This window comes from Clostridium uliginosum, assembly GCF_900112485.1.
GTDB classification, from domain to species: Bacteria; Bacillota; Clostridia; order Clostridiales; family Clostridiaceae; genus Clostridium; species Clostridium uliginosum.
The window spans coordinates 33,815-46,213 of the sequence record NZ_FOMG01000024.1 but is presented as its reverse complement, the minus strand read 5'-3'; the positions used below and the strand labels follow the sequence as shown (position 1 = coordinate 46,213).

Annotated in this window: 10 protein-coding genes and 7 tRNA genes; 5 read left to right on the top strand and 12 right to left on the bottom strand. The window is 28.2% G+C overall.

Features of this window, described 5'->3' with window-relative positions; translation table 11 throughout:
• The first annotated feature begins 73 nt into the window (after window positions 1–73).
• Window positions 74–1,273: a S8 family serine peptidase gene (locus tag BM027_RS13875; protein ID WP_090093042.1), complete on the top strand. Its 1,200-nt coding sequence runs from the start codon at window positions 74–76 to the stop codon at window positions 1,271–1,273.
• Window positions 1,274–1,340: 67 nt separating this feature from the next.
• On the opposite strand, the gene BM027_RS13870 is transcribed toward BM027_RS13875, so the two are convergent.
• Window positions 1,341–2,540, bottom strand: a complete 1,200-nt coding sequence (locus BM027_RS13870; protein WP_090093041.1) for a M23 family metallopeptidase — start codon at window positions 2,538–2,540, stop codon at window positions 1,341–1,343.
• Between the two features lie 233 nt (window positions 2,541–2,773).
• Between BM027_RS13870 and BM027_RS13865 the strand changes: the two genes are divergently transcribed.
• A complete protein-coding gene (locus BM027_RS13865) occupies window positions 2,774–3,766 on the top strand; it encodes a DnaD domain protein (RefSeq protein ID WP_090093040.1) in 993 nt (330 codons plus the stop codon).
• On the top strand, window positions 3,759–4,739 hold the full coding sequence (locus BM027_RS13860; RefSeq protein WP_090093037.1) for an ATP-binding protein: 981 nt from the start codon (window positions 3,759–3,761) through the stop codon (window positions 4,737–4,739). The genes BM027_RS13865 and BM027_RS13860 overlap by 8 nt, the downstream gene beginning before the upstream one ends.
• A 545-nt stretch (window positions 4,740–5,284) precedes the next feature.
• Here BM027_RS13860 and BM027_RS13855 read toward each other — a convergent pair.
• The 8 genes from BM027_RS13855 to BM027_RS13820 form a co-directional block, all read right to left on the bottom strand.
• Window positions 5,285–5,361 (bottom strand) — tRNA-Asp (locus BM027_RS13855).
• A 6-nt stretch (window positions 5,362–5,367) separates the two neighbouring features.
• Window positions 5,368–5,443, bottom strand: a tRNA-Val gene (locus tag BM027_RS13850).
• Window positions 5,444–5,456: 13 nt separating this feature from the next.
• Window positions 5,457–5,531, bottom strand: a tRNA-Glu gene (locus BM027_RS13845).
• Between the two features lie 20 nt (window positions 5,532–5,551).
• A tRNA-Thr gene (locus tag BM027_RS13840) sits at window positions 5,552–5,626 on the bottom strand.
• A 10-nt stretch (window positions 5,627–5,636) separates the two neighbouring features.
• Window positions 5,637–5,713, bottom strand: a tRNA-Asp gene (locus BM027_RS13835).
• A gap of 6 nt (window positions 5,714–5,719) precedes the next feature.
• Window positions 5,720–5,795: transfer RNA gene (locus tag BM027_RS13830), tRNA-Val, on the bottom strand.
• 13 nt (window positions 5,796–5,808) lie between these two features.
• Window positions 5,809–5,883: transfer RNA gene (locus BM027_RS13825), tRNA-Glu, on the bottom strand.
• A 117-nt stretch (window positions 5,884–6,000) separates the two neighbouring features.
• The gene (locus tag BM027_RS13820) at window positions 6,001–6,585 is read right to left on the bottom strand and encodes a hypothetical protein (protein WP_090093034.1); all 585 of its coding nucleotides are present in this window, start codon (window positions 6,583–6,585) and stop codon (window positions 6,001–6,003) included.
• Window positions 6,586–6,845: 260 nt separating this feature from the next.
• On the opposite strand from BM027_RS13820, the gene BM027_RS13815 reads away from it, so the two are divergent.
• Window positions 6,846–8,090, top strand: a complete 1,245-nt coding sequence (locus tag BM027_RS13815; protein ID WP_090093031.1) for a BaiN/RdsA family NAD(P)/FAD-dependent oxidoreductase — start codon at window positions 6,846–6,848, stop codon at window positions 8,088–8,090.
• Between the two features lie 62 nt (window positions 8,091–8,152).
• Here the strand turns inward: BM027_RS13815 and BM027_RS13810 are convergent, their stop codons facing one another.
• The 3 genes from BM027_RS13810 to BM027_RS13800 form a co-directional block, all read right to left on the bottom strand.
• Entirely contained in the window at window positions 8,153–8,917 is a 765-nt protein-coding gene (locus BM027_RS13810) for an acyl-[acyl-carrier-protein] thioesterase (RefSeq protein WP_090093028.1), read from the bottom strand.
• Window positions 8,918–9,228: 311 nt separating this feature from the next.
• The gene (locus BM027_RS13805) at window positions 9,229–9,411 is read right to left on the bottom strand and encodes a DUF1858 domain-containing protein (protein ID WP_090093026.1); all 183 of its coding nucleotides are present in this window, start codon (window positions 9,409–9,411) and stop codon (window positions 9,229–9,231) included.
• A gap of 103 nt (window positions 9,412–9,514) precedes the next feature.
• Window positions 9,515–10,801: an adenylosuccinate synthase gene (locus BM027_RS13800; protein ID WP_090093024.1), complete on the bottom strand. Its 1,287-nt coding sequence runs from the start codon at window positions 10,799–10,801 to the stop codon at window positions 9,515–9,517.
• Window positions 10,802–11,084: 283 nt separating this feature from the next.
• Here BM027_RS13800 and BM027_RS13795 point away from each other — a divergent pair, with 283 nt between their 5' ends.
• Window positions 11,085–12,257, top strand: coding sequence for an NAD(P)-dependent malic enzyme (locus tag BM027_RS13795; protein ID WP_090093022.1), 1,173 nt, complete (start codon window positions 11,085–11,087; stop codon window positions 12,255–12,257).
• Window positions 12,258–12,399: the final 142 nt, after the last annotated feature.

Below are 12,399 nucleotides of genomic sequence, written 5' to 3'. Positions count from 1 at the left end.
TATGTCTTTATGTATTAACAAACCAATTGTTATTCATATACTATATATTGAAATAAATAATTGGGAGAAAAATATGTTTTCATATAAAAATAAATTAGATTGTAATCTAAAGTACTACATGACTCATAATTCCTATAAAAATTATAGAGTACTTATAAAATATAGGAATTTTCAATCTTCTTTAGAAAAAAAAATAAGTTCATATAAAGGAAAAGTGCATTATATAATAGAGTGTGCAAATATTATAAGTGCAGATTTAAATACTAAGGGTATTGAACGAATTATAGAATATCCTGAAATAGAGAGAATTTGTTTAGATGAATATTTATTTCTTTGTGGCATGAGTGTTACAACTGCTAATAAAGTACATTTTGCAGATAAACATAGCTTGTCTGGTTGTGGCGTTGGTATAGGTGTTGTAGATAGTGGAGTATTTCCACATATAGATTTACTATCTCCTAGTAATAAAATTGCTCTTTTTATAGATGTGGTTAATAAATTAAAATATCCTTATGATGATAATGGTCATGGAACATCAATAAGTGGTATTTTATGTAGTAGTGGACTTTCTTCAAATAATATGTATAAGGGTATAGCACATAAAAGTAAGCTTTTTTGTTACAAAGCCTTTGATAAACTAGGCAAAGGCTTTGCTTCTGACATACTATTTTCAATTGAATCATTAATTAATATATCTAAAGAAAATAACATAAAAATATTGTGCCTACCATTTGAGCTTTTAACTCATAATACATTTATTACTTCTTGCTTTGAGTCAATTTTTGCATATGCTGTATCTAAAGATATTATACCTATAGTTCCTAGTGGAAGTAACTTAAATAATTCATCACCCATCATGGGAATTGCCACCTTAAATAATTGTATTACTGTAGGTGGTTTAAATACAGTTAATCCTTCAATAAGAGCATATGATTTTTCTTCATCAGGTTCATTTGGCAAATCAGCTAAGCCTAATTTATGTGCTGCTTGTGTTAATATAGTTTCTTTAAATAGTGATATTAATTATATTTGTGAAAAAAATGGTATTAAACTTTATCCAAACAAACTAGATGCCCCTTATAAAACTTTTACAGGAACTTCATTATCTACTGCCTATGTTAGTGGATTATGTGCTTTATTATTTGAAAATAATCCAAATTTAAACTTTAATGATATTCTTTCACTATTCAAGATTTCATGCGAAGCTGTTGAGGATATTCCTAAAGTTATTCAAGGAGAAGGAATAATAAATATTGATAAATTAATACCTTAGCCATTATTAAGGCATATGGAATAAATCAAATATTACTTTTATATTGGATTTATTTTTATATTTTCTTTCATATACCTAAAATATAACTTTCTGGATTTATAGGACTACCTTTTGATCTTAATTCAAAGTGCAAGTGTGGTCCTGTACTTCTTCCAGTATTACCCACTTCTCCAATAATATCACCCTTTTGAACTTGTTGTCCTTTGTTCACCTTAATTGTACTTAGGTGCCCATAAATAGTATCTATACTATCTTCATGCTTTATCATAATCATATTTCCATAGCCGTTTACCCATCCAGCTTCTTCTATTACACCATTATAAGCTGCTGTAACAGGTTCCCCTATATTCCCTGCTATATCTATTCCGTTGTGATTTCTGCCCCATCTTGCTCCAAATTTAGATGTAATTCCGCCTCCTCTTGTCGGACGTTCCAAAAAAGCAATATTATTTCCTATTGGGGTCTTAACTCCTCTGTACTCTAACCTATCTTTAGCTTGTTTTATAATATTTTCTGAAATAATCTTCTCTCTAGTTTTTGTTCCATTGCAATATACTACTTCTGCAATTACATTTTTACTTCCAGCTTCACCCTCTATTACTTTATTTTCTCCTATATACATTGATTCATCTAATTGAATTTTAGTTTTTGGATCTATTATAACCTCTTTATCTTCTTTGAGTTTTACTTCTATTTTTATATCATTTTTTATTGAATTATCATTATTTATATTGTCTACAATTTGCTTAACGTTATTAAGCTTTGAAACAGCAACTTTAGTATCTATATATTTAATATCAGCATCAACATTAATCTCTATAATGTTTTTTTCATCTGCCTTTAGGTTGTTTAAATAATATCTAGTTAAACTTTTAAGTATTTCATTCCCTTCTTCTTTATTAACTATTATTCCACAATTTTTATTATTAACATTAATAATTTTAGCATCAATTTCTGCATCCATAGTTTGCATAATATTTTTTTCAATCTGCTCTTTAGTAAATGCTTCTACTTGTTCTCTAGTATTTTTAAATTTCACCTTTTTTGTCTTAATTATTCCAGTTCCTATTCTATTACTTAATTTTTCTTTAAACTCCTTATATACATCTTTAAATTCCTTTTTATTATCAACATATCCTACTAGCCTATCATCAACGTAAGCTTCATATATTCTGTTGACATCAGCATTAACTATTAAGCTTACTGAATTAAATAAAAATATAATGCATATTATAAGTTTAATCTTTTTTATTTTTCTTGTGTTCATAACCTAATCCTTTCATTACATGCTTAAAAACAATACATCTTATAATTTATCCTATTAAATATATATTATTCATTTTTAAATAACTTAGTTATTTTGCCTCTTTATTGTGGTTATAATATTCGTTTGCTATAATTAATTTATAAAGAACTTAGACACATTCAAAAAATAACAGACCGGTACGCTTGTCTATTTTATTTCATGTGTCTTATTATGAAAGGTAGGTAGTAAAAAGAATGAGCACATTTATGCTTAAAAATAAATCTTTAACATTTACTCCTGTAAGTAATGTATTTATTGAAAAATACATGCCAAGTGCCCGAGGAGAATTTATTAAAGTTTATCTATTGATGCTAAAGTACAGTATTTGTGATGAATTAGGAGTTAGCTCTTCAATACTAGCTTCCTCACTTAACTTATTAGAATCTGATGTTATGAATGCCTTCAATTATTGGAATAATGAAGGAGTTATAAGGTTTACTCCTATTGATAAAATGGGCAATTTTAATGTAGAATTTGTAAATTTATCTGAAGAATCACTTGAAAATAATAGACAAGTAGATTTATTAGAAGCTTTAAACAGCGATGTTACAAAAGATATGTTAAAAGATATTGAAAAACTTTTAGCTAGACCTCTATCCCCTAAAGAAATGTCTGTTTATTTAAATTGGCAGAAAGAACTAGGGTTCTCTTCTGAATTAATTTTGATACTAATGGAATACTGTATATCAAAAGGAAAAGTTGATTCACGTTATATAGAGAAAGTTGCTTTATCTTGGCATGATCTAAAAATAACAACAATAGAGCAAGCTCAAAATTTAATAAAACAAACTGAAGATAAATGGATTAATATTAGAAAGATATTAAATTATTTAGGAATAAAAAATACCGATATTATGAAACCCCAACAAGATTTAATAGAAAAGTGGCTATTTATTTACAAATTTTCAACAGAGATTATATTCAAGGCTTGTGATATATGTTGTGAAAGATTAAATAGAGCGGATTTTAAATATATTGATGGAATATTATCCAAATGGCAAAAAAGTAATATAAAAACACTAGAAGACATAGCCCTTAAAGATAAAGCACCTAAGAACAATAATAACTATAGGAAAACACCTTATACAGCTCAAAAACCAACTCTTAAATTCAATGACTTTGAAGCAAGAGAATATGATTATGATTCTTTAGAAAAAAAATTATTAGGATGGGATAATAATGATTAAAGGGTATCAAAATGAAGTTTTAAAGATCTATGAGCAAATTAGAGAAACTGAAGCTAAAAATTTAAAGTTACGTAAAATAGAGATATCTACTAAGTTCCCTAATATTATTAACTTAGATAATAATATTAAAAAAATGTCTTTAAAAATGTCCTTAGATATCCTTAAAGCAGATGATCCAGAGAAAGTTTTGGATCACTTTAAAGAAAGAATTACTGATTTAAGAATGAGAAAATGTGAAATGCTAGTAGAAAATGGATATGATCCAGAATATCTAAATTTACATTTTAGATGTAATAAGTGTAAAGATACAGGTTTTATAAATTCAATTAAATGCAACTGTTATAAAGAAAAACTAGTTAAGCTATATTATAAAGATTCTGAATTAGAAAATACAATAAAATATAACAATTTTAATAATTTTGACTTAACCTTATTCTCAAATCGTAAACTTGAAGATGAAAAGTTTTCTCCAAGAAAAAATATGGAGAATAATTTAGAGTATATATTGAAGGAATATATACCAAATTTTTCAACAATATCAACTAACTTATTATTTTTTGGTAATCCAGGTAGTGGTAAAACTTTCTTATCTTATTGCCTATCTAAAGCTATATTAGATAAAGGATACTTGGTAGTATATAGAACTTCTGATGAGTTAATTAAGAACCTAAGAGATGTCAGATTTAATAATGATTCTAATTTAGAAGCATTATTGTTAGATTGTGACTTATTAATAATAGATGATTTAGGTGCTGAACATCTTAATGAATTCTCTATAACTGAGTTGTTTAATATTATTAATAAAAGGATACTTATTCAAAAGAAAATGTTAATTTCCACTAATTTTACATTACCAAAAATCACCAAACACTATAGTGAAAGAATTGCTTCTAGATTAATAGGTGATTTTAAACTTTGCAAATTCTACTCAGAAGATATAAGAATCAAAAAGAATTTACAAAGAAACAGATAAAAGACTAGAATATAAATATAATTAATTGCAAATTAAAAAGGATTGATTTTTACTTTATTAAAATCAATCCTTTTTATATTTGGCTATGTTTTAAGTGAGTGTTGATATTGTAATATAAAGCTCATGGACAGTGGAATTCACTTTAAGAACTCTAAAATAAATATTAGTCCTATTAATGCATGCTCCCAATCAAAGATCGTGACAAGCAATTAATAGTACAAATATTTATTAAGAGTTCTACAAAGTAAATTCCAATGCCAGTTCGCCTTTATATTAAAATATCAACACTATTTTAAAACATAACTTTATATTAAAAAAGTTTTAATTTATATTATATATTTCAAGTAACGATGTACAATCGACAATTTACAATGTATGATAAAGCTTTCTGTATTCTTTAATAATTCAGTAATTTAAATATTTAAAGTTAATTAAAACATATTACATTAATAATTCTTAATGTAATATGCCATACTATTAGTTATTCTTAAGTAAGTTTATTTTTTTGTAAATAAAAAAACTCTAGTATAAAACTAGAGTTTAATTGGCGACTCAGAAGGGACTCGAACCCTCGACCTCCGGCGTGACAGGCCGGCACTCTAACCAACTGAGCTACTGAGCCATCTCATGGTGGGCACAACAGGGCTCGAACCTGTGACCCTCTGCTTGTAAGGCAGATGCTCTCCCAGCTGAGCTATGCGCCCATAAGATGAAAAATGGTGACTCCTAGGGGAATCGAACCCCTGTTACCACCGTGAAAGGGTGGTGTCTTAACCGCTTGACCAAGGAGCCAAGTATTTAATTTTTTAAAATGGAGCTGGCAATAGGAATCGAACCTACAACCTGCTGATTACAAGTCAGCTGCTCTACCGTTGAGCCATGCCAGCAATTTTAAATTGGCGACTCAGAAGGGACTCGAACCCTCGACCTCCGGCGTGACAGGCCGGCACTCTAACCAACTGAGCTACTGAGCCATCTCATGGTGGGCACAACAGGGCTCGAACCTGTGACCCTCTGCTTGTAAGGCAGATGCTCTCCCAGCTGAGCTATGCGCCCATAAGATGAAAAATGGTGACTCCTAGGGGAATCGAACCCCTGTTACCACCGTGAAAGGGTGGTGTCTTAACCGCTTGACCAAGGAGCCATGCTATGTATTTGTATCTGTAATCATGTCGCTGACCACATAGACTATAATACATAAAATTAGATTATGTGTCAACACATTTTTTAATTTTTTTTGTAATTATCTTATTTTCTAACATTAAATTAATAATTTTTTATCACTTTCATAGTGTTCTTTTATTGAAGTTATAGCCTCTCCAAAACTTGATAACATCTTGTTTTTGCAGTCTATTTCTTTTTCTATATTAGTAATTTCATTACAACAAGTATTTAAAAAATCTTGTTTTGATATTTTATTTATTATTATGTTATATCCATCCCTTTTAAAATTCTGACCTGATGAATTAACTTCTATTGCAAACTTATTATTTACAAATAATAATATTTCCTTATCCCATATTCCTCTTTTATTAATTTTATATTTATCTCTTAAAACATTTAAGTGAACTACTCTTTCATCTATTTCATCTTCTATTGAATTGAGTAATGCATTATAAAAAGATACAGATATTCCTCTTTTTAGTTTAATTTTTAAAAATTCTTTATTGTTTAATAAAAATTCATCAATTTTGTTTTCTGAAATTAATTCTAAATCTTCTAAAGAAAAAACCTTTAGTCCATCTCCAGTTGGATAATTTATAACAGCTTGGTCAAAATTCATTCTTCTAACACCAAACAATCTCTCATAATCTTCTAAATCTTTATTAATTATTTTTGCCTTCACAATATCCCACCTCAATTTTATTTAATATTTTAAGTTTATAATTTTCTAACTTATAAGTTTATTATTCCTTGCTTTTAAGATTTATATTACTATGATAAAATTTATTTAAGTATTTAAAAAAAATAATTATGCAAAATAAAAAATAAATAATGCTTATTATTTTTTATAATTTCTAATCTTAGGCATATTCAAAAAAATAACAGGTTAATATATTAGTTATTTTCTTTAATATGCCTTAAATACAAGGAGAATTAATAAATATGATTAATCATGATTTAATAATTGTTGGTGCTGGTGCATCTGGCTTAATAGCTGGAATAATAGCTAAAGATTTAGGCATAGATGTTGCTATTGTAGAAGCAAATGATAGAATTGGTAAAAAGATTCTTACTACTGGAAATGGTAGATGTAATATTACAAATTCTACAATATCACATCCATATAATAATTTTCATAGTGAAAATAATGATTTTTTTATAGAAGCTTTAAACAATTTTACATTTGACGATACAAAGAACTTATTCTTATCATTAGGACTTCCTTTAAAAGAGCTTGAAAATGGTAAAATGTATCCTAGATCTCTCCAGGCTTCTTCTGTAATAGATATTTTTAGAATGGCTTTAGAAGATAAAAAAATACCCTTATACACAAATTCAAAAATTACTTACATAAAAAAACATAAAAAATTTATTTTATCCACAAGCAATGATGAATTTAAAGAATTTTCTTGTGGAAAACTTATTTTAAGTTGTGGAGGAAAATCCGCCCCTAAAACAGGTTCTGATGGATCAGCTTATAAAATTAGCAAGTCATTAGGCCATAGTGTAATTGAACCTCTTCCTGGAATTGTACAGCTTAAATTAGATTATCCATATTTAAAAGCTTTATCTGGAGTAAAATTTGATGGAGAAGTTAGTATCATAATAGATGATGAGATAATACGTAGAGAAAAAGGGGAAGTGCTGTTTACCGACTATGGAATATCAGGTCCTCCTATATTACAACTATCCTCTTATGCTTCTAAAGCTCTATATGAAGGTAAGAACGTAAAATTAAGACTTGATATGTTTCCTGAAGAAAATAAGAATGATATCGAAAATTTCTTTTATACCCACTTTTCTGTTTTTAACTATAGAGAAATTTCCTCTGGCTTGATAGGAGTAATAAATAAGAAATTAATTTCAACACTTTTAAAAGATGTTGGAATAACAAATATTCATTCTTCTTGTGATGAAATAGATTGGAAAAATAAAAATATTTTAATTGATAGATTTAAAAAATGGGATTTCAAATGTATTGGCACTAACGGCTTCCCTAACGCTCAAGTTACATTAGGAGGAATAAACACTAAGGAGGTAGATAGCCTGACCTTAGAATCTAAAATAGTGGATAATCTTTATTTCTGTGGTGAAATACTAGATGTTCATGGTGACTGTGGTGGATTTAATCTTCAATGGGCTTGGAGTTCTGGATATTTGGCTGGAAAATCTGCTTCTAAAAATTAGACTATGTTTTAGCAGAGTGTTGATACAAAGCTAAAAATTAAAACCTGGTTTAGGATAAAATCCTAAACCAGGTTTTTTTCTATCTTTCTCCACTCTGTTTCTAAAATAGTTAATTTATTTCCATTATTATTCCTTATTCTATGATAAGATTTTAAATTATTTTCATCAATTTGTTTTACAGTTGCTGTTACTGATACTTTATCTCCATAAGTAGTTTCCTTCTCAAATATTACTTTAATCCTATTTAATTCATAATCTTTTACTACTTCTAATGGAACTGCTTCAATTGCCCATTCAATATATTTCACATTATTTACATGTTTGTTTGAATCAATATCACTATATCTTATTTCAAATTCTCTATGAAATTGCTCTTCATCAATCTTTTCAACATCATCCATTTGTACATTACAACTCAAATCAGTATCTACACCATAAAAATCATATTGTTCTTTTTGTATTCTCATAGGTCTTCTCTTTTCAATGTTTATCAAGAAAAATAATGCTAGTGCTTCTCCAATTAAGTTGCCATCAGAGTCTTTAATATAATATTTTCTTAATCCATAAAACTTTTTAAAACCTATAGCTTCTGTAGTTAAACTTATAGTTTCTCCATACTTTGGATATCTGGACATTTTTATATCATACTTATAGAAAACCCATGCACAATTATTACTTTTACAATATTCCATTCCACCACCAATTAATTCTGACTGTTGTGTTCCTATATCACATATAAAATCTATTATAGATGATAGTTTACATTTCAATTTATAATCTACTTCATAATAATGTATTTCATACGTTTTTGTAAAACTTTTACCCACACTTACACCTACCTTCAAAAAATCTAGTATTTATTTTAAATATTCTGCAATATTTAATCAGCCCTCCCCCCATATATTTTACTGATATGTTATTTTTTGAATGTGACTTATTGCTATTTTAGTACCTAATCACACAAAAAGACTATAGTAAATTCCCTAAAACCTACTATAGTCCTAAACATATATCTTGAAAACAAATTTTTATATAAGGAATTACTTATACCTTTATTATACTATATTATTCTCTTTTTTCTATTAATAAAAAAAGAGATTTTCTAATTTAAAGAAAATCTCTTTTTATAAACTTATTATTATTTATTTAATGCTTCTAATAACTCTTCTAATTTTATTCCATGTACCATAGCAGCTTCTTCTATAGTTTCTGCTTGTGCTGATGGACATCCAACACAACCCATTCCAAAGCTCATTAGTATTTCTGCTTTAGATGAATTATCTCTAACTACTTCACCAATTGTCATGTCTTTTGTTATCATACTTTTCACCTTCTTTTTATAAAATAAATCTTTACAGAATATTATCTATCAAAAATTATATTTTATACTAAAAATAAAGTCAAGAATTTAATACCATAAGTTTCTATATAGCATCTATTCTCATAGTTTGATCTCTCTTAGGACCAACTCCAACTATTGAAATTTTAGTATCTGTAAACTCAGCTATTCTAGCTAAATATTTTTTTGCATTTTCAGGTAATTCATCATAGCTTCTAACATCAGCTACACTATCATCCCAACCTTCAAATTCCTCATAAATTGGTTCACATTTAGCTAAATCCTCTAAACTAGCTGGAAAATAATCAATAACTTTATTATCAAATTTATATCCAACACAAACTTTAATCTTATCAAGTCCTGCTAATGTATCAATCTTAGTAACTGCTAATGAAGTTAATCCACTTACTCTTGCAGTTGTCTTAAGTATAACTAAATCTAACCATCCACATCTTCTTGATCTTCCTGTAGTTACACCATATTCATGACCTTTTTCTCTAATCCAATCTCCAGTTTCATCAAGTAATTCTGTTGGGAATGGTCCTTTACCAACTCTTGTTGTATATGCTTTAGCTATTCCTACAGCATTTGTTATCATAGTTGGTCCTATTCCGATTCCACTGCTTACTCCACCTGCTGTTGTGTTAGATGAAGTTACATATGGATATGTTCCAAAATCAATATCTAAAAGCATTCCTTGTGCACCTTCAAATAATACAGTCTTATCAGCCTTAATTTCATTATATACTTTAACAGAAGCATCTTGAACAAATGGTCTAATCTTTTTACCAAATTCTAAATACTCTTTTAATATTTCATCAAAATTTAAAGGTTCCCCACCTAATACCTTAGTTATGTAATCATTTTTCATTTCAATGTTTTCTTTTAACTTAGAGATAAACACATCTTCATGTAAAAGATCACACACTCTAATTCCACATCTTTCAAATTTATCTGTATAACATGGACCTATACCTTTACCTGTAGTTCCTATGTCATTTTTACCTCTAGCTTTTTCTTTTAAGTTATCTAACACCTTATGATATGGCATAATAAGTTGTGCTCTATCACTTATTATTAACTTTTCTGGTGTAACACTAACACCTACACCTTCTAAATAACCTATTTCTTCAAATAGAGCCTTAGGGTCTACAACTACACCATTTCCTATTACATTTAATTTATTATCATATAGAATTCCTGATGGAATCAAGTGAAGTTTATATTGCTTATCGCCAACTTCTACAGTATGACCAGCATTGTTTCCTCCTTGAAATCTAACAACTACCTCAGCTTCTTCTGCTAAATAATCTGTCATCTTTCCTTTTCCTTCATCTCCCCATTGGGCTCCTAAAACAATAAATGCTGACATTTGTTTGCCTCCTTAAATAAGCTTATTAGCTTTAATTTAAATTACTATTTTGATTTTTATAATTGTTATTTTAAAAATATATTTAAGATAACAACTTCTACTTTTAAATAGTAGCAAAGTAGTTTAACTCGGTCAACCATATATCGAATATTTTTTTGCTTTTTTTCTATATAATTCGTATAATTAAGTTATATTATTAAATTTTCTACTAAAATACATAGTATATAAGGTATATTTGAAACAAAATACCTAGATCTCATTAAAACTATAGAGGAGTGTTTTTATGAATATTTATGAAGAAGCTTTAAAGTTTCACCAAGAAAAAAGAGGTAAAATAGAAATCAAATCAACCTGTGAAGTAAAAAATGCTAAAGATTTAAGTCTTGCATATACTCCAGGTGTTGCTGAACCTTGTCGTGAAATACACAAAGATCCTAGTAAAGTATATACCTACACTAGAAAATGGAATTCAGTAGCTGTTATTTCTGATGGTACTGCTGTTTTAGGACTTGGAGATATTGGTCCACTTGCAGCTTTACCTGTTATGGAAGGTAAAAGTGTTTTATTTAAAGAATTTGCAAATGTGGATGCATTCCCTATAGTTTTAGATACTAAAGACGTGGATGAAATTGTTAATACTATTTGTAACATAGCGCCAACTTTAGGTGCTATAAATTTAGAGGATATCTCAGCTCCTCGATGTTTTGATGTAGAAAAAAAATTAAAGGAAAGATTAGATATACCAGTATTTCATGATGATCAACATGGAACTGCAATTGTTGTTTTAGCTGGTGTAATAAATGCTTTAAAAATAGTAAATAAAAGTCTAAAAGATATAAAAATCGTAATAAATGGTTCTGGTTCTGCTGGCACTGCTATATGTAAATTATTACTTTCTTCTGGTGTTAAAAACATAGTAATGTGTGATATAAACGGTATAATTACTAAAAATAAAGAATTAAACAATATGTATATGGAAGAATTAGCTCAAATAACTAATCCTAATAATGAAACAGGTATGCTAAAGGATGCTATAAAATATGCAGATATATTTATTGGTGTTTCAGCTCCGAATATAGTTTCAAAAGAAATGGTTAAAACAATGAATAAAGATGGAATAATCTTTGCTATGGCAAATCCCACCCCTGAAATCTTCCCTGAAGATGCTAAGGAAGCTGGTATTGCTATAATGGGTACCGGTCGTTCTGATTACCCTAACCAAATAAATAATGTTTTAGCCTTCCCTGGAGTATTTAGAGGCGCATTAGATGTTAGAGCATCAGATATCAATGAAGAAATGAAAGTAGCTGCTGCCTATGCTATTGCAAATGCTATCTCTCCTAAAGATTTAAATCCTGAATTTATAATTCCTAAAGCGTTTGATTTAAATGTTCAAACTTTAGTGGCTGAAGCTGTTAAAGAGGCTGCAATTAAAAGCGGAGTTGCTCGTATTTAATATTTAATAAAAATAAAAAGGCTGATTCATATTAACTTTGTACTTTATATTGAGTCAATCTTTTTGTGTTTTTATTTCTAAATAAGGCATATTAAAATAAATAACAAGTCATTATGCTAGTATATTTGACTTGTTATTTTCT